Source organism: Desulfosarcina sp. (assembly GCF_046496365.1).
Lineage (GTDB): Bacteria > Desulfobacterota > Desulfobacteria > Desulfobacterales > Desulfosarcinaceae > Desulfosarcina.
Genome location: NZ_JAWOHB010000067.1, coordinates 1 through 21,666, shown reverse-complemented (window position 1 = coordinate 21,666; position 21,666 = coordinate 1). Strand labels below are relative to the sequence as shown.

Genomic DNA, 21,666 nt, shown 5'->3' with positions numbered 1-21,666 from the left:
TTTAGAAGCCATCAAAATAAGCCACGGCATTTTCAAAAATCCGGATCCCCTCACCCGTCCGGTTCTGACCGGTCACCCCTGCTCTTTTTTCCGTTTCCAACTGCCGCGTCCAATCCGGATGATTGGTAAAATGGTTGTAGGCTTCCGGGTGCGGCATCAGGCCGAATACGAGCCCGCTGGGATCGCAGATACCGGCAATGTCAAGCAAGGATCCGTTGGGGTTCTGCGGAAACACGCCGCCGGCCAATTGGCCGTCCGGCATGGCATAGTAAAGGGTGGCCTGGTGATGGTCCACCAATGCTTGCAGGGTCTCCCTTTCCGCATAAAACTTACCTTCACCATGCCGGACCGGCAAATCGATGTGTTGCAACCCCTTGGTAAAAACACACGGCGAATCGGGGTTGATCTTCACGCGCACCCACTGATCGCGAAAGTTTCCGCAGTCGTTCCAGGTCAGAGCCACGGATCGCCGGGTGTAGTCGCCATCGATCCCCGGCAGCAGACCCAGGTTGACAAGGGTCTGGAATCCATTGCAGATGCCGATGATCAGTTTCTGCGCGGCCACGAAATCGAGCAGACGGTCGCCGATGCTGGTCTTCAGGCGCAGGGATTGAATCACTCCGGCACCATGGTCGTCTCCCCAGCTGAATCCACCACCAAAAGCCAGGATCTGAAAATCATCCAGGTGCGCGTCCCCGGCGATTAAAGCATTGATGTGAACCCGATGGGCCACGGCGCCGGCAAGCTCAAAGGCATAAGCCGTTTCATGGTCACAGTTGAGGCCGAAACCCGTCAGCACCAGTACGTTCGGTTTTGTGCTCATATCAAATCCCCAAAGGGCCTTTTCCAGGCCGCCTTCATCTGTTCTACGCTCAATGTCACCAGGCCTTTGCCGTGCATACCGGTGATTTTCAATTGCGGCGCTTCGATCACCTGGCCCACGCAGGCTGCGGGCAGTCCGGCAAAGTGGGTTTCGAAGGCCTCCCGGTTGCCGGGTGCCACGGTAACGATGAACCGGCCGGCACTTTCCGAAAACAGCAGGACATCATCCCGATCGACCCCTTGCGACGGGACCTTGCCCAGGTCGACCGTCATTCCCAATTCACCGCCCATGGCAACCAGCCCCAGGTGCACAGCCAATCCGCCGCGATAAACGCCGTGGCAAGAGGCCAGCAATCCGTTCTTCACCGCCTTGGCCATGGCACGATAGCAGGTTGAAAACCCCTCCGGATCGACAACGGGAACATTCAGCCCCAGGTGTCCCAGGTGTGCATAATACTCCGACCCTCCCAGCTCGTTTTTGGTTATTCCAACGACCCAGACCAGATCACCGGACACCTTGCAATCCATGGTGAGGCATTGGCCGACGTCCTCGACGACGCCAGTAACGGAGAACTGGAGTGTCTCCAGGGCCGAAACCTTATGGGTTTCACCATAACGGCCGGGCAGATGGCCGTCCACGTACATGGAATCCTTGCCCGACAGCAGTGGAATGCCATAGGCCAGACAAATCGTTGCGAGCGCCTGGCACGAACGCACCAATTGGGCGGCTTTATGCCTCCCGTCGGGATTTTTCAGCGGATCGTACTGGATGTTGGGCCAGCAGAAATTGTCCACACCGCCGAGGTGGTTCGGATCCCCACCCACGGCGATGGCCCGGCGCACGGCTTCATCAATGGTGCAGGTGGTCATGTGATAGGCGTCGATGGCCGAATACATGGGAATCAGCGCCTGGGAGAAAACCAGCCCGCGCTGGGATGCCAGCACCGGGCGGATCACGGCCGCATCGGTGGGCACATCCCGCCCGACCCCGATCAGGGGCTTGATCACGCTGGATCCCTGGACCTCATGGTCGTACTGGCGGCAGACCCACTCCTTGGAACAGATGTTCGGCCGCGCCAGCATATCCAGAATCAGGGTCGTGTAATTTTCCGCAAGGCCCAAAACAGGCTCGTTTAGACCCCGCAGCGCCGGCGGTTGCCAGACGGCCTCGAACTCCCACTGGGGAAAGGCGGATGTAAGCAGGTCCAGATCGACAAAGGCACAGGTGGCTGCGTTGTAGGTAATGTGAAGTTTACCGGTGTCGGTGTAGGTGCCGATGACCGTGCTCTCGACGGCATGCTGCCGGGACAGCGCCATGAAACGGTCGATATGCCTGGGATCAATGGCCACGGTCATGCGCTCCTGGGATTCGGAGATCCAGATCTCCCACTGGTCCAGACCGTCATATTTTAAGGGCACTTTTTCCAGTTGAACGTCACATCCGTTGGAAAAAAGCGCACTCTCGCCGATGGAAGAGGAGAGCCCACCGCCGCCGTTGTCGGTAATAAAGCGGATCAGTCCTTCATCACGGGCTTGCAGGAGAAAATCGTGCATCTTTTTCTGGGTATACGGATCGCCGATTTGAACGTGTCCAGCCGGAGTGTGCCTGGAAAACATGGCCGAAGAGGCCGTCACGCCGTGAATGCCGTCCTTGCCCACCCGACCGCCACACATCACGGCCAGATCGCCGGGCAGGATGGTCTTTTGGTCAGACGGTTCCCCGTTGATTTCGGCCGGCATGATCCCAAGGGCCGTAACGAACACCAGACATTTTCCAAGGTATCCCGGATGAAACATGACCTGTCCGAAGGGCGTGGGAATTCCGCTCTTGTTGCCGCCGTCGCGCACCCCTTCGATGACGCCGTCCAGCAGTCGTCTGGGGTGCAGCCGCGGTTTGAGATCTCCGGCGTAATCGCGCGGCCCGACACAATAGCCGTAGCTGCCCATGATCAGCCGGGAGCCCTTGCCGGTGCCCATGGGATCGCGGTAAATACCTACGATGCCGGTGATGGCGCCGCCGTAGGCTTCCATGTTGGAGGGCGAGTTGTGGGTTTCACCGGTAATGACATAGTTGTGACCATCGTCGAAACGCCCCACCCCCGCATTGTCCCACAACACGGAAATCACCCACGGTTTTTTGGCTTTGAGAGCCAGGGTGGGGCCTTGGATATAGGTCTTGAACAGGCTGTCGATGGTCTGTGTTTCCCCGGTCCCTAAATCCCGATAGTGAAACCGACCGCCGAAGGTGTTGTGATTGCAGTGATCGCTGCGCGCCTGGGAGATATATTCCAGTTCCACATCCGTGGGATCTGAAAGCGATACCTGCCGGCGTTGCCGCTGTACATCCGGCTTTAGGAAATAGGCTCGGATGGTGGGGATATCTTTGGGGTTGAGGGACAGGCTGCGCTCATCGCTGAGGCGGGCCAGGGTCTCGTCGCTGTCAATGGCAAGTGTGGCCACCTCGGGCTGATGGTTGAGAATCACCCTGGGAATGATAAACCCGATACCTTCTGCCGGATCCCACTTGCTTTGGTCATACACCGCCCATTGCTGGATGATGTCGTTGGCCAGCAGTTCCCCGGCAATTTTTTCAGCATCCCGTCGGGTAACACCGCCCCCTTTCAGACAATACCGTTTGGACGTGTATATGGCTTCACCGGGTTTAAACCGCATGCGCAGCAGGTCTTCCACTGCCTCGACGGCGGTGGCCCCGGGATTGTCACGGACACCGGGGCGGAATCCGACCCAGATGACCCAATCGAAATCCACATCCAGGGGCTGCAGGGATGACACCTGGGTCACCGGGTTGGTCAGGATCTCCGTGCGGATCCGTTCAACCTGGCCGACCGTCAGTTCCGCATCGATGGTGACGATATGAATGGCGCGCACCTGATGCAGATCGATGTCAAAATAGTTTTTGGCCTTATGGCGAAGGGACTGTCCCTCTGCATCCAGAAGATCTTCTCTCAGGGTGATTTCAATTCGTTGCGGCATGGCTTACCCGATATAAATTTGAATTTTAAATGAATTCTGACTATGTGTGCATCGATGGAATGCCTTCGTTCAAATTTGAAAATCCATAATTCAGCATTGAACTGTTCAGTTGGAAAAAACACGCACGATGTCATTGTAAAACACAAAAATCATCAACATGATCAGGACAAAAATGCCGGCCTGCTGGGCGATTTCGCGCATGCGTATGTTGATCGGTCGACCAATGACCGCCTCGATGAAAAAGAACATCAGATGGCCGCCATCGAGGACCGGAATGGGCAGGAAGTTGAGCACGGCAAGGTTGATGCTCAGCACGGCGATGAAAAAGACCAAATTGACGATCCCTTCTTTGGCCTGCTGCCCGGCCATCTCCGCAATCATGATCGGGCCGCCCAGGGTCTTGGTGGAAACAGTCCCCTTGATCAGTTTACCGATGCTCAAAAGGGTCAGCCTGGAGATCTGGTAGGTTTGATCGATACTTTCAGCGATTGCTTGAAAGGGGCCCCGCTTAAGGGTGATACGATCCGCTTCGGGGATATCGATGCCCGCTGTGGAAATTCCGATCCGGTAGCTGTCCACCTTCTCCCCGAGTATGTTTTCCTCACTGTACAGGACCGGAACGATCTCTAAAGCGAGGGTTTCCTCCCCGCGGAGCACCCGCACATCCATAGGCTCTCCCTTGCTTTGAGAGATAATCTCTTTCATCGTATTCCAGCTGTCCACCGGGCGATCGTTGATGGCGACGATCAGATCCCCCTTCTGCATACCGGCCTTTTGGGCCGGATAACCCTCGGCGACTTCTCCGACCAGGGCCTTCAAGGGTGCCAGTCCGGAGAAGCCGACGTCGTAGTATGGCGCATCGTCTCCCAGGATGTCCTTGGCGACCTTGGTCTGGGGGGTGACGGCGACATCGAACCGGGAATCATCACGGTTGACCGTGATGCGCACCTCGGCACCCCTGCCCTCGGCGATCAGGCGGTTGATGCCACCCCAGGAGGCCACCTTGGACCCGTTGACGGCAACAACCACATCACCGTTGTGCAGGCCAGCGCGGGCCGCCGGACTATCGGCGGCAACATGGTTGACGACCGGGCGGATATCCTCGGTGCCGATGAAGTAGAAAAAGCCGGCATAGATGATAACCGCCAGAAGCAGGTTGAAAAATGGACCGGCGGCCACAATCATGATCTTCTTGAACACATGCTTGTGGGTGAACGAATAGGGTATCATCGCCGGGTCAAGTTCGGCATCGGGTTCATCACCCACCATCTTGACGTACCCCCCCAGCGGGATGGCGGAGATCCGGTAGTCGGTCATTCCCACGGTCTTGCCCAACAAGCGTGGCCCGAACCCCAAGGAGAACTTCTCAACCCCGACACCGAACAGTCTGGCAACAAGAAAATGGCCCAGTTCATGAAAGAAAATAAGAATGCCGAGGACGATGATAAAGGCAAAAATGCTAGTGGTCATAGGCGATACGTTAACGCTCCTGCCGGCGGATCAGCGACAGGGCCGTTTCTCTGGCCCAGCGGTCCGCCTCGATAATCTGGCCAAGGTCCGCACAATTTTTTCCGCAATGGCGGTCCATGGTCCGGTCGATGATCGGAAAAATCCCCGTAAACGGAAGCCGCTCGTCGAGAAACGCTGCCACGGCGACCTCATTGGCGGCATTGAGCACGGCGGGCAGGGTACCCCCCTGTTCGCCGGCCCGATAGGCCAGGTTCAGACAGGGAAAGCGCTCCAGATCGGGGTCTTCAAAGGAAAGCTGGCCAATTTGGGCAAAATCAGGTGCGGGAACGTGCAGGGGCAGCCGCTGGGGGTGGGAAAGGCCGTAGGCGATGGCCCCCTTCATATCAGGGACGCCCATCTGAGCGATTACCGCACCATCTTCATAGACCACCATGGAATGGATGATGCTCTCGGGGTGCACCACAACCTTGATCCGCTGAAAGTCCATATCAAACAACCATCGGGCTTCAATCACTTCCAACCCCTTGTTCATCATCGTGGCCGAGTCGATGCTGATTTTTCTGCCCATGGACCAGTTGGGGTGCCGCAGGGCCTCTTGCGGCTTTATGGTGCTGAATTCCGCCAACTGGCGATGTAAAAAAGGGCCGCCGGATGCAGTTATCAGAATCTCACGGATACCGTTGTGTCCATGGCCAGCCAGGCTCTGAAAAATGGCGCTGTGCTCACTGTCTATCGGCATAAGCTTGACACCGCGACCGGCGACTTTCTGCATCACGATGGCGCCGGCCATGACCAGGGTCTCCTTGTTGGCCAGGGCGATATCCTTGCCGGCATCAATGGCGGCTAGCGTCGGAACCAATCCGGCCGAGCCGACCATGGCACCCAGCACCATGTCGGTGTCCTCACAGGTGGCAGCCTCGATGTACCCCGCTTCACCGTATACGATTTCCACCGCCGCGGTCAGGGGCAGCAGGGCTTTTAATTGCCTGGCATGCTCGACATCATAGACAGCCGCCAACCGAGGGGTGAACTGGACAATCTGCTTTGCCAGCTGAGCGACATTGGTTTTGGCCGTAAGCGCGTTCACCCGGAACCGCTGCGGGAATTGTCTCACGATTTCAAGGGCCTTGACGCCGATGGATCCGGTAGCACCCAGAATGGAAAGTGATTTCATGGTCTTTCGGCCCCCCCTTGCCTGAATTTCAATCCCGGTCAGAATATACTGATTTTCAGCAGATAGGCAAGCGGAGAGGCAAACAGAAGGGCATCCAGCCGGTCGAGAAACCCCCCGTGACCGGGAAGCAGTGTCCCGGAATCTTTGATGCCGGCCGATCGTTTGAATTCAGAGGCAAACAGATCGCCGACCTGTCCGGCGGTGCCGATGACCAGTGCAAAAGCCACGCATGGCAGGATCGCAAGCGCAGGAAGCAGCAGTACTTTAAACCCCAGGGCCGCCAGGATGTTCGCAGCCAGACCGCCCATACTGCCCTCGATGGTTTTTTTGGGGCTTACCCAGGGGCAGAGCTTGTGGCGGCCCAGGTAGGTACCCGCATAAAACGCACCGGTATCGCCGGCGGCAACAATGCACAACAGCCAGAAAATCCATTGCGCACCGCTGTCACCGGAACGGATGAGAATTAAAAATGCAAGCGCAGCAGGAATATAAACCAGCCCCAACACCTGCTTGGCAACCAGGTGCGGCGCTTGGGGATCATGTTTAAATAGCCGCAGACTCAGTCCGGCGGCCAGGACAATGTCCACGGCGATGATCAACGGGACATAAATCATGCCCCAGCGGTGTACGGTTCCCGCAATGACCGGCGTCAGGCAGAGTCCGACCAGCGGCATCAATCGCACCAGACCGACGGCATGTGTGTTGAAAACGGCCCGATAATACTCCCACAGGGTCACCAGGCTGACGGCGGCGATCAGCAGGGAAAACACCAGGCCGCCCGCGGAAACCAGCAGGTAGATGATCGGCAGGGCAACAATTCCGGTGGTCCAGCGTTTCAAGTGCATGGTCGTCAATTTGGCCTTGGCCGTCCGGGCCAGGTTCAGGGGATTGCGCCGAAACGTCGTTCCCGACTCTGGTACGCAGTGAGGATTTCAACGAACTCATCTTCACCAAAATCGGGCCAGAGGGTCGGTGTAAAGAAAATTTCGGAATAGGCGATCTGCCAGAGCAGAAAATTGCTGATCCGCATTTCTCCGCTGGTGCGAATCAACAGATCCGGATCCGGCATGCCGCACGTGTACAAATTTTCGGCAACCGTCTCTGCCGTCACCGCAGCCGGGTCAAGCGTGCCCTTTTGGACTGATTGCGCAATCCGTTTGACCATATCGACAATCTCCGTTCGGGCGCCGTAGCTGAGTGCCAGGTTCAGAACCATCCGGGTGTTGTCTGCAGTGGCGTTCATGACCGCATTCAGCTTGTCACGGACCGCTTTGGGCAGCCGGTCGATCTGACCGATGGCATGGAGCCGGATTTCGTTTTCGACGAGCGTCTTGTGTTCAGATTCTAAAAAACGCCGCAGCAGCAGCATCAGTCCGGAAACTTCGGGTTGGGGACGCTGCCAGTTTTCGGTGGAGAATGCGTAGAGGGTCAGCACAGGGATATTGAGTTTGCGGGCCGTGCGCACGACGGTCCTTACGGCTTCCGCACCTTTTTCATGCCCATTGATGCGGTTCAGCAGACGTTTTCTGGCCCAGCGGCCGTTGCCATCCATGATGATGGCAACGTGTTTCGGCATCCGTTCGGGATCGAGTTCATTCCGCACCGAAGAGGATGAACTAAAATTCAAGGATCTCTTTCTCTTTTTTTTTGTATATCTCGTCGATCTTGGTGATATACTCATCGGTGATCTTCTGAACGCTGTCCTGAGCCTTGAAGGCCTCGTCTTCCGAAATGTCTCCGTCTTTCTTGAAGCTCTTGAGCAGTTCGTTGGAGTCCCGACGGATGTTGCGCGCGGCGATCTTGTGTTCCTCACACATCTTGCCGACAACCTTGACCAGCTCTTTGCGGCGTTCCTCGGTCAACGGCGGGATGGAAATTCGGACCAGCTTGCCGTCGCTGGACGGGGTCAAGCCGAGATCAGACTTGAGAATGGCCTTTTCGATCTCCTTGATTGCAGAAACATCCCAGGGCTGGATAACGATCAGGCGGCTTTCAGGCACCGACAGGGAGGCCATCTGGTTCAGTTGGGTCTGCGTACCGTAATAATCCACCCGGATACCATCCAGAAGCGATAGCGACGCCCGTCCGGTCCTGACACGCGTGAGCTCGTGTTTCAGATCATCGATGGTTTTACCCATCCGGTCTTTGGTTTCCTGAAGTGTGGACTCGATCATGGCTTGGGCACCTCGTTCGCACGGAATTTATGGGTTGACAGGTCAGGCACGGTCGAACCTGTCACGATATTTACCGGCGGGTGAACGCTTTGGACGGGCCGGAAGAGAAGCGCGACGGGCAATGCTTTCGCCGCGACCCTTATCCACCGATGGTGGTTCCGACGGTATCTCCCTCGACCACCTTTTTTATATTGCCTTTTGCTTTCAGATTAAACACGATCAATGGAAGCTGATTGTCCATGGCCAGCGAAATGGCCGTCATGTCCATGACTTTCAACTGCCTTTCGAGTACTTTCATATAACTGATGGTTTTGATGAACCGGGCTTCTGCATTGCGCTCCGGATCGGAATCATACAACCCGTCAACCTTGGTGGCTTTAAGCAGGACCTCGGCGTGAATTTCCTTGGCGCGCAGAACCGCGGCCGTGTCGGTGGTAAAGTAAGGGTTGCCTGAACCGGCGGCGAAAATGACCACCCGCCCCTTTTCCAGATGTCGCAGCGCACGCCGAAGAATATACGGCTCAGCCACTTCATGCATGGAGATTGCCGTTTGAACACGGGTCTGAATGCCCCGCTTCTCCATTGCATCCTGGAGGGCCAGACTGTTGAGCACTGTGGCCAACATACCCATGTGGTCGGCCGATGTCCGCTCCATGCCGAAGGCGCCTGCGGCTACGCCGCGAAAAATATTTCCGCCGCCGACCACAATGGCCAGCTGAACATTCAACGCAACGATGGAGCGGACCTCTTCCGCCACATAAGAGAGCATGTCGGGACAGATACCGAAGCCCTGATCGCCCATCAGGGCCTCACCGCTCAGCTTGAGCAAGATGCGTTTAAATTTGGCCGCCACGATTATTCCATTCCGATCTGGAATCTGGCGAATCGTTTTATGGTGATCTTTTCACCGGTCCGGGCAATCACCTCGTTGAGGTAATCGGCGACGGTCTTGTCCGGTTCCTTGACATACTGCTGATTCATCAGGCAACTTTCCTTGAAAAACTTGTTCAGTTTGCCTTCAGTGATCTTCTCAACCATCTGCTCGGGTTTGCCCATCTCCAGTACCTGCGCCCGATAAATCTCACGTTCGCGATCGACCACCGCCTGGGGAACGTCTTCAGGAACAATGCCCACCGGGCTGGTGGCCGCGATATGCATGGCTATGTTTTTGGCAAACGCGTTAAAATCATCCGTCTTGGCCACAAAGTCGGTTTCGCAGTTCACTTCGACCATGACGCCGATCTTGCCACCCATATGTATATAGGACTGCACGGTGCCTTCGGAGGTAGCGCGGCCAGCCCGTTTGGCTGCGGTGGCGATGCCTTTTTTCCTCAGGAAATCGATGGCTTTTTCAGGGTCGCCGCCACACTCGCTCAAGGCTGCCTTACAATCCATTATTCCGGCTCCGGACTTTTCCCGGAGCTCCTTGACCATTGCTGCACTGATGTCTGACATGTGAATTATTCTCCCGTCGGTTCAGCTTCCGAAGAGGCTGCTTCCTTTTTAGATTCAATATGCTCGGCAGCGGCGGTGCCTTTGCGGATGATTTCGACCACCGGACCGTCGGTGCCATCGGAGATGACTTTGCGTTCACCGGGTTTGAGTTCCAGCGCAGTGGCTTCAAATTCCGGTTCTTCGTCACCCTTGTCAACGGCTGCCTGCTGACGTTCCTGGTAGCGGTCTTTGCCCTCAATACAGGCATCAGCCATTTTCGAGGTAATCAGCCGGATGGCACGGATGGCATCGTCGTTACCGGGGATGGGGTGATCGATTTCATCGGGATCGCAGTTGGTGTCAAGGACCGCCACGATGGGAATACCCAGACGGCGTCCCTCACGCACGGCGATGGCTTCATTTTTCGGATCGATGATAAAAATCGCACCGGGCAGTTTGGTCATGGTGCGGATACCGCCCAGGGTGCTGTCCAGTTTTCCCCGTTCCTTGCCCAGTTTCAGCCGCTCTTTTTTGGGGAACAGGCTGATCGAACCGTCGTTTTCAATGGTGTTCAGGTAATTCAGGCGGTCGACGCTTTTCTTGATGGTTTGAAAATTGGTCAGCATCCCGCCCAGCCAGCGGTTGTGAACATAGAACATCTCGGCACGGTTGGCTTCTTCGTATATGGATTCGCGGGCCTGTTTTTTCGTTCCCACAAAAAGGACCGTTTTGCCGGCGGCCACCGTATCCGTAATAAAATCGTAGGCATCTCGGAACATTCTTACGGTCTTTTGCAGATCGATGATGTAAATGCCGTTTCTCGCCCCGAAGATATATTGTTTCATCTTGGGGTTCCAGCGTTTGGTCTGATGGCCGAAATGGACACCAGCTTCCAGCAGTTCTTTCATGGTCACGTAAGCCATTGTCTTCTCCTTGTGGATTGGTTTTGCCTTCGCCCGCTTCAGCCCCAAAATCCGACTTTCCTTTGAAAGCACCAGGATCCGGTCCACGGACGTGTGGTTTTAAAACGAGTTTAATTAACAAAAATCATTTCAGGCCGCAAGCCTAAAATGACGAATCTCACGGATGTCTATCTTGGCGCCCGACCAGGCAATCCAATTTAACCTTGCAACCCGATCACGCCTTTTTTACCATCACGGCAACGCGATCGAGACCGCTGTAATCCTTGATGATTCGTGGCGGTCCGTATTGGCCGACCGCTGCGGCAATCCGGACAATGTCGGCAGCCTGGTCACACCCCATCTCCAGGGCAACCGAGCCGCCTGCCTTCAGATGGCGATGGGCCGATTCGATGATCAGCCGCAGGCATTGCAGACCGTCGGTGCTGCCATCCAGTGCCAGCCCGGGCTCGTGGTCGCGTATTTCCACCTGCAAACCGTCGATATCGTCGCTGCGGACATAAGGTGGGTTGGACACGATGAGATCGAAGGTCTCCCGGTCCGGTGCCAGGGCCGCAGTCCAGCTTCCACAGAACCAGCCGATTCGATGATCAAGCTGGTGCCGGCGGGCATTTTGCCGGGCTGTTTGCAATGCGGCCATGGACCGATCCATGGCCATATAAAAATGCTCGGGGTGCTCGTGGGCCAGGGAGATGATGATGGCGCCCGATCCGGTACCCATATCCAGCACACGTTTGGCTGCTCCGGTTTTGTCGTCGAGGAGAGGCAGCACCGCCTCCACCAGACATTCGGTTTCCGGCCTGGGAATCAGCACGGACGGGTTCACCGCAAGCGCCAGGGACCAGAATTCGCGGTTCCCGGTGATATAAGCCGCGGGCACACCGTCCACACGCCTTTTAATCAAGGCTTTGAAGCGTGCCAGCTCATCATCGCACAAAGGCTGGTCGTAATTCAAATAGAGATCGATACGCCGGAGGCCCAGGCTATGGGCCAGCAGGATTTCGGCTTCGCTGCGGGCATTTTCAACATGATGATCACTGAAATAGCCGGCCGTCCATTTCACCAGGTCCAGGGTGGTCCATGGGGATGTTTTATGCGTCGACGCGTTCGGCATGCTGAAGCGCCTGGCTCTGGTAAAAAGTGATCAGTGGATCGATGACCTCGTCCACATCGCCCTGGAGAATGGATTCCAGCCGGTACAGGGTCAAACCGATTCGGTGGTCGGTGACGCGGCCCTGGGGAAAATTATAGGTCCGTATCCGTTCGCTGCGGTCGCCGCTGCCCACCTGGCTTTTGCGGTTCTGGGAGCGCTCCTCGTTTTGCTCCCTGACCATCTGGTCCAGGAGCCTGGCACGCAGCACCTTCATGGCCTTGGCTTTGTTTTTGTGCTGAGACTTTTCATCCTGGCAAGTCACCACGAGGCCGGACGGCAGGTGTGTGATGCGAACCGCCGAGTCGGTGGTATTGACCGACTGGCCGCCGGGTCCCGAAGATCGAAACACATCCACCTTGAGTTCATTGGCCCCGATATCGACTTCAATCTCCTCGGCCTCCGGCAGCACTGCCACAGTCACTGCTGAGGTGTGAATCCGTCCCTGGGTCTCGGTGGTCGGCACCCGTTGAACCCGATGGGTGCCGCTTTCGAATTTCAGGCGACTGTAAGCGCCTTTGCCGTTGACGTTGGCGATGACCTCCTTGAGCCCCCCCACACCGGTCGTGTGGTGGTCGATCACATCCACCTTCCATCCACGTGCATCTGCGTAGCGCTGGTACATCTTGAAAAGATCACCGGCAAAGAGCCCGGCTTCATCGCCCCCCGTACCGGCACGGATCTCCAGGATCACATTTTTATCGTCCAGCGGATCCTTGGGAACCAAAAGAATTTTCAACGCCTCCTGAATGCGTCCCTTCTCACGCTGCAGCCGGTCAACCTCCTCACCGGCCATCTTCTTCATTTCGGGGTCTTCATCGTGGAGCAGTTCGAGGCTGTCATCCAGTTCGCGGTCCACCCGCTTGAATTCCCTGAACGCCCCGACGATGGGGGAAATTTCCGCGTGTTCACGAATGAACTTTTGGTAGGCGTCTCTGTCCTGGACTACTTTCGGATCGGACAAAAGCCGCTCCAACTCCTGGAAGCGATCTTGGACACCTTTTAATTTTTCAAACATGGGCACCACCAATTCATGACGGGAAACCACCCCAACCCATCGACGGTTCTATCATGTGGTTTATCCGTTCGCTATTTAAGAATGAGATCGAGACATGGGAAATTCAGGGTGGGTAGGTCCCGGTCCCGGATTTGGAAGCCGGGCACCGGACGCAACCTGAAGGCGGACAGGGGCAAAAGCGCTATTGATTCTGGAATTTTTCGTATTTTTTTCTGAACCGTTCGATACGACCCGCCGTATCCACGAGTTTCTGCTTGCCGGTAAAAAAAGGATGACAATTGGAGCAGATCTCCACGCGTATGTCTTTTTTTGTAGAACCAACCTCGATGGTATTGCCACAGGCACACTGAATTGTCGTATCCGCGTAATCCGGATGGATATTGGTTTTCATTTTAATTTCAACTCCCTATGATCATATTAAGTGTTCATTGAATCCAAGAAATCAGCATTATCCTTTGTTCCGTTCATTTTTTCAAGTAAAAATTCAAGGCTGTCCGACGGATTTAAAGAGGCAAACAGTTTTCTGAGGATCCAGACCCGGTTCAGGGTTTTTTCGTCAAGGAGCAGCTCCTCCTTGCGGGTTCCTGACTTCTTGATGTCGATGGCCGGGAAGATTCGCTTGTCGGCCAGGCGGCGATCCAGCTGAATTTCCATGTTGCCGGTGCCTTTGAACTCTTCGAAGATAACCTCATCCATGCGTGAGCCGGTATCCACCAGGGCGGTGGCGATGATGGTCAGACTGCCGCCCTCCTCGATGTTTCGGGCGGCACCAAAAAACCGTTTGGGCCGCTGCAGGGCATTTGAGTCCACACCGCCGGAGAGGATCTTGCCGCTGGGTGGCATGACCGAGTTGTAGGCCCGCGCCAGACGGGTGATGCTGTCCAGCAGGATCACCACGTTCTTTTTGTGCTCCACCAGCCGCTTGGCCTTTTCGATCACCATTTCGGCCACCTGCACATGGCGCTCGGCCGGTTCGTCGAAGGTGGAGCTAATGACCTCGCCCTTCACCGACCGCTGCATGTCAGTAACCTCTTCCGGACGCTCATCAATGAGCAGGACAAACAGCACAATGTCCTTGTGATTTTTCACAATGCAATTGGCAATGCACTGCAGCAACATGGTTTTACCGGAACGGGGCGGCGAAACGATTAACCCGCGCTGGCCGAAGCCGATGGGTGTCAGCAGATCCATGATCCGGGCGGAGTAATTTTCCGGTTCGGTCTCCAGATTGACCTTATTTTCCGGGTACAACGGCGTAAGGTTGTCGAAAAGGATCTTCTCCCGGGCCACTTCCGGATCTTCATAGTTGACGGCCTCGACCTTCAACAGGGCAAAATAGCGTTCGGACTCCTTGGGCTGGCGGATCTGGCCGGAAACGGTATCGCCGGTCCTCAGGTTGAACCGCCGGATTTGCGACGGTGAAACATAAATATCATCAGGTCCGGGCAGATAGTTGTAGTTCGGTGCACGCAGGAAGCCGAATCCGTCGGGCAGGATTTCCAGCGTCCCCTCTCCGAAGATCAGCCCGTCTTTTTCGATCTGTGCCTGGAGCAAAGAAAATATCAGCTCCTGCTTGCGCATACCGGCAGCACCGTCGATATTGAGCTGCTTGGCCATTTTAGTCAGTTCATTGATTTTTTTGTCTTTCAGTTCTACGATGTTCATCAACACACCCCGCGTTAGGATTGATTAGCGCACATAACCCGCAACTGATGCACTGCAAAAGCGTTCTCGCTGAATATGGAATACAACAGCATCCCCGGTTTCCGGTTACCACCGATGACGAACAGATTTGACACCCTAAACCAGTATTTCGGATTTCACTTTACAACGGTGCCTTTCGGGTGAGTTGGGCTGTGCTGTTGGTTTTTTTGGAGGAATCTGCGTGTTTTTGTGATAGAAGTTATTGAAATTTACCCCATCAGACGGGTCCGCCCGAGGATATGCTGAAAATTGTTATACCATGAACCCGCCGGTGTCAAGGGATTTTGAAACGGTTGCAGGACGGTTTCGGCTGCCCGACAGCTCCGGCAATCATCAGCAACCCGGTCGCATGTGCAATGGTTGATAAAAATTTGATCGAACTTGACTTTCTGCCTGACGACCCCGAAGGGATTTACCTGGTCGGAGGCGCGCTGCGTGATATGCTGGCCGGTCATACCCCGGCAGACATCGATATTGTGGTGGACGGGGACATCTTCCATACCGCCCGACAGATCGCCGCTAAAACCGATGGCCGGATCGTCGATATGGGGAAAAAGAGGTTCGAGGTCCTGCGGGTCGCATCGCCGCAGACGACCGTCGACATCACCCCCCTCAACTGTCCATCCATCGAAGCGGATCTGCTGCAGCGGGATTTTACCATCAACGCCATGGCCTATGATATCAAGGAGCGCCGCCTGGTGGACTGCACCGGCGGACTGGTGGATTTGCAGCAGAAAAGGGTTCGCATGGTTTCGCCGGGAATCTTTGAACGCGACCCGGCTAGACTGGTTCGGGCCTACCGCATGGCGGCAGTTTTTCACTATTCCATATCCGCAGGGACCCGCGAGGCCATCGGCAGGCATTGCCGCCTCGTGGGCAGCGTTGCCGGGGAACGGGTCTGGGCGGAACTGGTCAAGCTTTTCAACACGGCCGCATCCGCCCCCATCCTCCGGGACATGGCGGCCAGCGGGCTGCTCACTGCACTTTTCCCGGAACTGCAAACCACCGTCGGTTGCATGCAGAACCACCACCACCAGTTTGATGTGTTTGATCACAGCCTGCGGGCTTATGAAAAACTGGAGGATCTGCTTGATGGTTCTGACGACCGTCTTCCCTTTCTGGCCGCAGCCGCCGAACAAGCGGATCTGTCCGGCCATGCGGCCATGTTGAAATACTCCGCCCTGCTTCACGATGTAGGCAAACCGGGTACACGGCGGGTCGACGGGCAGGGGCGGATCGGTTTTCCCGGTCATGCCGCAAAAAGCGCGGTGATCGTTGCGAAGATCAGCAGCCGGTTAAGGCTGTCCAACCGGCAGCGCGGGGTTGCCGATGCCGTCATCCGGCACCACCTCCGGCCGCTTTTCCTGTTCCTGGCATCTGCACATGGAAGCCTCGGCCGCAGAGGCCGGGTCCGTTTCTTCAATCGGTGCGGTCGCTTGAGCCTGCCGATCCTCGTGCATGCCATGGCCGATATCATGGCCAAAGGGAAGGATCTGCAGGACAGGGACAAGGGATTCATCTCCTTTTGTGGATGCCTGGCCCGTGAATATCGCGACTACCGACATATACAGGCGACCGTTCCTCCGCTGATCAGCGGCCACGACCTCATGGCCGTTTTTGGTCTCGCTCCCTCCCCCCGATTCAGGCACATTTTGAACCGTGTGGATGAACAACGCCTCACCGGCGAACTCTCCACCCGGGATCAGGCCCTGAAATGGGTTGGCGCCTATCTAATGTCGGGAGTCAAAGGCGTGAGTTCAGAAAATTGAGGAGAGTGCCCATAACAAGATACCCCCCAGAAACCTGACTCCCCGCATGCCCGTGCTTGACAAGTCTGCCTCATTTCTGTACTAACGCGGATAGCTGGGTAAATCACACTTCGGAGCCAGCCCGCCTGAAACCAATCATCAACAATGGATGCGGCCCAAAACCGTACCAATCAAAAAAGAACGGCACACGAGGATTGCGTGGAAACCCCGCTTTCTGGTCAGCATGCGGGAGCCCGTCATCGCGGTGCGATTGGCATTTTCAATGATCCTGTGCAATTGAACGGGAAACAGAAAGGAGCATGTGCATGAACATCTTGTTTTTCGGCCCCAACGGCAGTGGAAAAGGCACCCAGGGAGCGATCCTGAAAGAAAAGTACAAAACTCCCCACATCGAATCCGGAGCGATCTTTCGCGAAAACATCGGCAAGGGAACCGAATTGGGCGCCAAGGCGAAGGCCTACATCGACAAGGGCGACCTGGTTCCTGACGAGATCACCATTCCCATGATTCTCGACCGCCTGCAGCAGAGCGACTGCAAAAATGGCTGGCTGCTGGATGGATTTCCCCGAAACAGAAATCAGGCCATAAAATTGGATGAAGCCCTCAAAAAAGCAGGCATGGCCCTGAACATCGTCGTCGAGATCCTGCTCGACCGTGAAATTGCCAAAAACCGGATCATGGGCCGCCGCCTGTGTGAAAATGACAACAACCACCCCAACAATATCTACATCGATGCCATCAAACCCAACGGCGACAAATGCCGGGTTTGCGGCGGCAACCTGAAGACCAGAAGCGACGACCAGGACGAAACGGCCATCAACAAACGCCATGACATTTACTATGACACCACCGAAGGGACCCTGGCATCGGCCTATTATTTTAGAGATCTGGCTAAAAAAGGCGGCTCCATGAAGTACATCACCCTTGACGGAACCCCCAGCGTGAAAGCGGTAACCGCCGAACTGGTATCCAAACTTTAAGCAGGTTGGTTTTCAAACCGGTGGAATTTTTTCAGTGAACATATCAGCATTGAATCCTCCCCGCTGCTTGCGGCGGGGAATGGGCTTGCGATCGCGGTTCAAATGGAAGGTGTTGGCATACTTTTTTCCATGTGCGCCGGACAAATCTTTTTGTTGGAAAATTTAAATTTTTCTGCTATTGAATATATTTTGTTTTATAAAAATAACCATCCGGGTTGGAATACCCAGGCCAACTTGTCGACGCGATGGTAAAAAGGGGGGTTGAGCCAGTTTGAAAGCAATTGAAGTCAAAGTCTTCGACAACGATCTCGAAAAGGCCATGCGCATTTTGAAGAAAAAAATCCAAAACGATGGTCTGTTCAAACGCTTGAAGCTGAAAAAAAGCTACGAGAAACCAAGCGAGTACCGTCGTCGCAAAGAACGTGAGGCCCTGCGCAGACAGCGCATTGCTGTTGCAAGAAGCAAGAGATACCGTTAGCGATACCCGTTAGACGACATGACCCGGCAGGGAGCATTTCCCCGCCGGGTCTTTGTTTTGGGATTAGGAATCGCCGCAATGCCAACCAAAGCCTACACCGAATGCCTCGATGCCATGTTTGGTATGCGACGCTTCGGCATTATCCTCGGCCTGTCGACCATCACCAACATCCTTGCAGGCCTGGGCAATCCCCAACAGCGCTTTTCTTCCATCCACATCGCCGGCACCAACGGCAAAGGATCGATCGCTTCGGCAATCGCAACCATCCTGCAGCAGGCCGGCTATCGGGTGGGACTTTACACCTCGCCGCACCTGATCCGTTTCAACGAGAGGATATGCATCAACGGCACGCCGATCACCGACGATGCTGTCGTGGCAGCCTGGGAGGCGGTCAAATCCGTCCACCACGGCAATCGGGAACCCACATTTTTTGAATTTTCGACGGCCATGGCCTTCCAGGCCTTCGGGCAGGGCGACGTAGACTACGCCGTCATCGAAACCGGAATGGGCGGACGCATGGATGCAACCAATGTCGTAAAGCCGCTGGTCAGTGTCATCACCAACATCTCGCTGGAACACAAGACGTACCTCGGCAGCACGATCGCAGCGATAACCGGAGAAAAGGCCGGCATCATCAAACCCGGCATACCCGTGGTCACCGGCGTGAGCCAGACGAAAGCCCGGGCCGTCATCGAAAAAGCCGCATCAGCACAATCATCACCCCTGTTTATGAAAAGCCGGGATTTCAATGTACGCCGCACCGGCGATAACCGATTCTCCTACAGGGGCATCGATCACCGCTGGACCGGCATGCGCACCAGTCTCTTGGGCGGCCATCAAGTGGACAACGCCTCCCTGACCCTGGCGGCCTGCGAACTGATCATGCGCAGGGACAACCGCCTGTCCAGAGATCATATCCAGTCCGGCCTGATCCAAAACCGCTGGCCCGGACGACTGGAAGTGGTTTCCCAAAGACCTTACGTGATTCTGGACGGAGCGCACAATCTCATGGCCGCACGGCGGCTGAGCCGGTTCCTGCAGGACAACCTTGCCGGGCGACGGATTACCATGGTGGCCGGCATCCTGGATGACAAACCCTACTCGGCCATCCTCAAGGACCTGGTGGCCCCATGCGCGCGTTTGATCCTCACACGGCCAAAAATCAACCGGTCCCTGCCCCCGGAAACGCTCGAGACCGCCGCCAAACCCCTTATTTCTGACATCCAGATCGTTGCCGATGTGGGAGATGCCGTTCGTTATGCCATCGCCACGTCCAAACCCGATGATGCGGTCTGCGTCGCCGGCAGCCTGTACGTGATCGGTGAAGCCAAAGCCGCCCTGGAAAAATCGGGTGAAGGGTTGTTCCAGATCTAAAACGGCCTTGACTTGTGCGGGTCTTTACTCTATTTTCCCCGACACATCGCGCCCGTAGCTCAGTGGATAGAGCACCAGCCTCCGGAGCTGGGAGTCGTTGGTTCGATCCCAACCGGGCGCGCCAATAAAATCAGTGGCTTACAAGTAATTGTAAGCCTTTTTTATTTCTGTAAGTTTTTAATACCCAACACTATACCCAACATAAGGAGGCCATCTCCAGGTAAATCTAAGTGAACCCAGGAAAATGAAAAGGAATGATTAAAGACTTTATCAGATGAAAAACTGAAGGAATCGTATGAATGATCCAGCGTACTTTCGACACCCTTTTGACCTGAGATCAGGTGAATTTATTTTCCAATGAAAGCAAGGCGTTGATGATTCTAACATATTGATATTATATTAAATAATTTATGTCTAGACATTGTCAATGATTTCTGATAGTTATGCTCTCACAGGATCAACACGAACTCAGGGAGGGCATAATGCGAAACTTGGTTCCCGACAATGTGACATTTTCCGAGGTCGGCCATCTGCCGATCATCAAAGATTTCGCCAAAAAGATTAAGCTGGTTGAGACACTGGACGCCATGGTTGACAGTGAAATGGATCTCTCACCGGGAGTCGCTATTCTGGCCATGGTGTTGGACACACTTTCGGGAAGAACCCCTTTGTACCGGATGGAAGAGTTCTTCCAGGAAAAGGACACCGAACTGATGTTGGGCTGCGATGTCAAACCGGAGCTTTTCTGTGACTACAATATCGGACGGGTGCTGGATAAGATCTTCGCAACCGGTACCCAAAAGGTGTTTTCACAGATCGCTCAAAATGCCATTGGTGTTTTTGACGTCGATGTGCGTCGCCTGCATTATGACACAACCTCCATCAGCGTTTTCGGAGATTACGATTTTACCGATCCGCCACTGAAGATCACATACGGCCACAGCAAGGACAAACGTCCTGATCTGAAGCAGTTTCTCATTTCGATGCTGTGCGTCGATCGCAACATTCCCATCTTGGGAACCACCGAAGACGGCAACGCATCGGATAAAACGTTGAACAACGAACTTTTAGGAGGCGTCTCAAAGCACATGGCCCGGCACGGTCTCCGACCCGGAGCCTTCGTATATGTGGCAGACGCAGCTTTTGTCACGCCGGACAATCTCGAAAAAGCAAAAGATCAAAACGTAAAATTCCTGACCCGGCTACCAGCCACCTACAAGGAATGCAGTCGTGCCATTTCCGAGGCTGTCGCCGCCGACCATTGGACTGGTTTTGGCAATCTCAATCAGACCCCTGCCACGAAAAAACGCCCTGCGGCGGTTTACCGTGGGTTTGAAACCACTGTCGAACTTTATGGTGAAGCCTACCGCGCCATCGTCGTTCACTCCTCCGCCCATGATAAAAGGCGGCATAAGCGGATCGATCGATTGCTTGCGCAAAAACGCAACGATCTTGAAGCGCACTGCAAGAAGATCAACTCAGGCCCATTTTATTGTCGGGCCGAGGCCGAGGCGACAGCCGAAAAAATTCTAAAAACGGCTGCGAGCAGCTATCACGAACTTACGTATGCAATCAGGGAAGTGGCCAAATATCGCCGGGGAAGACCCGCCAAAGGCAAAGCACGTAGGCCCATCGGGTATGAATATCTTCTCGATATCAAGATCGGGGTGGATGCGAAAGCTGTCGCTCCCTTGCGTCTTGAGGCCGGTTGCTTTGTTTTACTGACCAACCTGTCCGGCACACAGGCGATAGAAAAATGGCCTGCCATCACTCTTTTAGAGCTGTATAAAAACCAGAGCGGCATCGAACAAAACTTCGGATTCTTGAAAGATCCGGTGATCGTCAACTCAATCTTTTTGAAAAAACCGAACCGTATTGAAGTGCTCGGTTTGATCCTTGTCATCGCACTACTTATTTGGCGTTTAATAGAACGCTGTATGCGTCAACATCTGGAAGAAACGAAAAGCGAAATCAGCGGCTGGAAGAATCGCCCCACCAAACGACCAACCGCTTTCATGATGACAACGAAGTTTTTGAGCATCCTGGTCGCAAGATCTGGTACGCAAAGGCAATCGGTAAGGCCGCTCAAGCCCGTTCAACTGGAATTTCTACAGGCTATGGGAGTCAACCCGGAAGTATTTGTCAAACCATAAAGGCGGAAATTAATTGCACGAAAAACCATTAACAGGGGTGTCGAAAGTACGA

General features: G+C 55.0%; 19 protein-coding genes and 1 tRNA gene. 6 read left to right on the top strand and 14 right to left on the bottom strand.

The window, feature by feature from the left end; genetic code table 11:
• Window position 1: 1 nt before the first annotated feature.
• The 14 genes from R6V78_RS05670 to rho all read right to left on the bottom strand — a co-directional run bounded on the left by R6V78_RS05670 (window position 2) and on the right by rho (window position 14,821).
• Window positions 2-823: a phosphoribosylformylglycinamidine synthase subunit PurQ gene (locus tag R6V78_RS05670; protein ID WP_410288363.1), complete on the bottom strand. Its 822-nt coding sequence runs from the start codon at window positions 821-823 to the stop codon at window positions 2-4.
• Window positions 820-3,816, bottom strand: coding sequence for an AIR synthase-related protein (locus R6V78_RS05665; RefSeq protein ID WP_410288362.1), 2,997 nt, complete (start codon window positions 3,814-3,816; stop codon window positions 820-822). The genes R6V78_RS05670 and R6V78_RS05665 overlap by 4 nt, the downstream gene beginning before the upstream one ends.
• 105 nt (window positions 3,817-3,921) lie before the next feature.
• On the bottom strand, window positions 3,922-5,286 hold the full coding sequence (gene rseP / locus R6V78_RS05660) for an RIP metalloprotease RseP (protein WP_410288361.1): 1,365 nt from the start codon (window positions 5,284-5,286) through the stop codon (window positions 3,922-3,924).
• A 10-nt stretch (window positions 5,287-5,296) separates the two neighbouring features.
• Window positions 5,297-6,460, bottom strand: a complete 1,164-nt coding sequence (locus R6V78_RS05655) for a 1-deoxy-D-xylulose-5-phosphate reductoisomerase (protein ID WP_410288360.1) — start codon at window positions 6,458-6,460, stop codon at window positions 5,297-5,299.
• A gap of 38 nt (window positions 6,461-6,498) precedes the next feature.
• A complete protein-coding gene (locus tag R6V78_RS05650; RefSeq protein ID WP_410288359.1) occupies window positions 6,499-7,305 on the bottom strand; it encodes a phosphatidate cytidylyltransferase in 807 nt (268 codons plus the stop codon).
• Window positions 7,306-7,340: 35 nt separating this feature from the next.
• A complete protein-coding gene (locus R6V78_RS05645; RefSeq protein ID WP_410288358.1) occupies window positions 7,341-8,141 on the bottom strand; it encodes an isoprenyl transferase in 801 nt (266 codons plus the stop codon).
• Window positions 8,077-8,634, bottom strand: a complete 558-nt coding sequence (frr, locus tag R6V78_RS05640) for a ribosome recycling factor (RefSeq protein WP_410288357.1) — start codon at window positions 8,632-8,634, stop codon at window positions 8,077-8,079. Before frr ends, R6V78_RS05645 begins: the two co-directional genes overlap by 65 nt.
• 139 nt (window positions 8,635-8,773) lie before the next feature.
• Window positions 8,774-9,490, bottom strand: coding sequence for a UMP kinase (pyrH, locus tag R6V78_RS05635; RefSeq protein WP_410288384.1), 717 nt, complete (start codon window positions 9,488-9,490; stop codon window positions 8,774-8,776).
• Window positions 9,490-10,089 carry a translation elongation factor Ts gene (gene tsf / locus R6V78_RS05630; RefSeq protein WP_410288356.1) on the bottom strand — a complete coding sequence of 200 codons (600 nt, stop codon included), beginning with the start codon at window positions 10,087-10,089 and terminating at the stop codon, window positions 9,490-9,492. The genes pyrH and tsf overlap by 1 nt, the downstream gene beginning before the upstream one ends.
• 5 nt (window positions 10,090-10,094) lie before the next feature.
• Window positions 10,095-10,991, bottom strand: coding sequence for a 30S ribosomal protein S2 (gene rpsB / locus R6V78_RS05625; protein WP_410288355.1), 897 nt, complete (start codon window positions 10,989-10,991; stop codon window positions 10,095-10,097).
• A 214-nt stretch (window positions 10,992-11,205) separates the two neighbouring features.
• Window positions 11,206-12,102: a peptide chain release factor N(5)-glutamine methyltransferase gene (gene prmC, locus R6V78_RS05620; protein ID WP_410288354.1), complete on the bottom strand. Its 897-nt coding sequence runs from the start codon at window positions 12,100-12,102 to the stop codon at window positions 11,206-11,208.
• Window positions 12,080-13,156, bottom strand: coding sequence for a peptide chain release factor 1 (prfA, locus tag R6V78_RS05615; RefSeq protein WP_410288353.1), 1,077 nt, complete (start codon window positions 13,154-13,156; stop codon window positions 12,080-12,082). The genes prmC and prfA overlap by 23 nt, the downstream gene beginning before the upstream one ends.
• A gap of 181 nt (window positions 13,157-13,337) precedes the next feature.
• Window positions 13,338-13,547, bottom strand: a complete 210-nt coding sequence (gene rpmE, locus R6V78_RS05610) for a 50S ribosomal protein L31 (RefSeq protein WP_410288352.1) — start codon at window positions 13,545-13,547, stop codon at window positions 13,338-13,340.
• A gap of 26 nt (window positions 13,548-13,573) precedes the next feature.
• A complete protein-coding gene (gene rho, locus R6V78_RS05605) occupies window positions 13,574-14,821 on the bottom strand; it encodes a transcription termination factor Rho (protein ID WP_410288351.1) in 1,248 nt (415 codons plus the stop codon).
• A gap of 395 nt (window positions 14,822-15,216) precedes the next feature.
• Between rho and R6V78_RS05600 the strand changes: the two genes are divergently transcribed.
• From R6V78_RS05600 to R6V78_RS05575, 6 genes are all read left to right on the top strand, one after another.
• Window positions 15,217-16,629: an HD domain-containing protein gene (locus tag R6V78_RS05600; RefSeq protein WP_410288350.1), complete on the top strand. Its 1,413-nt coding sequence runs from the start codon at window positions 15,217-15,219 to the stop codon at window positions 16,627-16,629.
• A gap of 305 nt (window positions 16,630-16,934) precedes the next feature.
• A complete protein-coding gene (locus tag R6V78_RS05595) occupies window positions 16,935-17,609 on the top strand; it encodes an adenylate kinase (protein WP_410288349.1) in 675 nt (224 codons plus the stop codon).
• Window positions 17,610-17,880: 271 nt separating this feature from the next.
• Window positions 17,881-18,087, top strand: a complete 207-nt coding sequence (gene rpsU, locus R6V78_RS05590) for a 30S ribosomal protein S21 (RefSeq protein ID WP_410288348.1) — start codon at window positions 17,881-17,883, stop codon at window positions 18,085-18,087.
• Between the two features lie 78 nt (window positions 18,088-18,165).
• The gene (locus R6V78_RS05585; RefSeq protein ID WP_410288347.1) at window positions 18,166-19,461 is read left to right on the top strand and encodes a bifunctional folylpolyglutamate synthase/dihydrofolate synthase; all 1,296 of its coding nucleotides are present in this window, start codon (window positions 18,166-18,168) and stop codon (window positions 19,459-19,461) included.
• A gap of 48 nt (window positions 19,462-19,509) precedes the next feature.
• Window positions 19,510-19,585: transfer RNA gene (locus tag R6V78_RS05580), tRNA-Arg, on the top strand.
• A gap of 358 nt (window positions 19,586-19,943) precedes the next feature.
• Window positions 19,944-21,614, top strand: a complete 1,671-nt coding sequence (locus R6V78_RS05575) for an IS1634 family transposase (protein ID WP_410288346.1) — start codon at window positions 19,944-19,946, stop codon at window positions 21,612-21,614.
• The last annotated feature ends 52 nt before the right edge of the window (window positions 21,615-21,666 follow it).

Bases quoted from the DNA above. Each gene is read 5' to 3' on its own strand.
- R6V78_RS05670 (WP_410288363.1), bottom strand. From the start codon at position 823: ATGAGCACAAAACCGAACGTACTGGTGCTGACGGGTTTCGGCCTCAAC.
- R6V78_RS05665 (WP_410288362.1), bottom strand. From the start codon at position 3,816: ATGCCGCAACGAATTGAAATCACCCTGAGAGAAGATCTTCTGGATGCA.
- rseP (WP_410288361.1), bottom strand. From the start codon at position 5,286: ATGACCACTAGCATTTTTGCCTTTATCATCGTCCTCGGCATTCTTATT.
- R6V78_RS05655 (WP_410288360.1), bottom strand. From the start codon at position 6,460: ATGAAATCACTTTCCATTCTGGGTGCTACCGGATCCATCGGCGTCAAG.
- R6V78_RS05650 (WP_410288359.1), bottom strand. From the start codon at position 7,305: ATGCACTTGAAACGCTGGACCACCGGAATTGTTGCCCTGCCGATCATC.
- R6V78_RS05645 (WP_410288358.1), bottom strand. From the start codon at position 8,141: ATGAGTATATCACCAAGATCGACGAGATATACAAAAAAAAAGAGAAAG.
- frr (WP_410288357.1), bottom strand. From the start codon at position 8,634: ATGATCGAGTCCACACTTCAGGAAACCAAAGACCGGATGGGTAAAACC.
- tsf (WP_410288356.1), bottom strand. From the start codon at position 10,089: ATGTCAGACATCAGTGCAGCAATGGTCAAGGAGCTCCGGGAAAAGTCC.
- rpsB (WP_410288355.1), bottom strand. From the start codon at position 10,991: ATGGCTTACGTGACCATGAAAGAACTGCTGGAAGCTGGTGTCCATTTC.
- prmC (WP_410288354.1), bottom strand. From the start codon at position 12,102: ATGCCGAACGCGTCGACGCATAAAACATCCCCATGGACCACCCTGGAC.
- prfA (WP_410288353.1), bottom strand. From the start codon at position 13,156: ATGTTTGAAAAATTAAAAGGTGTCCAAGATCGCTTCCAGGAGTTGGAG.
- rpmE (WP_410288352.1), bottom strand. From the start codon at position 13,547: ATGAAAACCAATATCCATCCGGATTACGCGGATACGACAATTCAGTGT.
- rho (WP_410288351.1), bottom strand. From the start codon at position 14,821: ATGAACATCGTAGAACTGAAAGACAAAAAAATCAATGAACTGACTAAA.
- R6V78_RS05600 (WP_410288350.1), top strand. From the start codon at position 15,217: ATGGTTGATAAAAATTTGATCGAACTTGACTTTCTGCCTGACGACCCC.
- R6V78_RS05595 (WP_410288349.1), top strand. From the start codon at position 16,935: ATGAACATCTTGTTTTTCGGCCCCAACGGCAGTGGAAAAGGCACCCAG.
- R6V78_RS05585 (WP_410288347.1), top strand. From the start codon at position 18,166: ATGCCAACCAAAGCCTACACCGAATGCCTCGATGCCATGTTTGGTATG.
- R6V78_RS05575 (WP_410288346.1), top strand. From the start codon at position 19,944: ATGCGAAACTTGGTTCCCGACAATGTGACATTTTCCGAGGTCGGCCAT.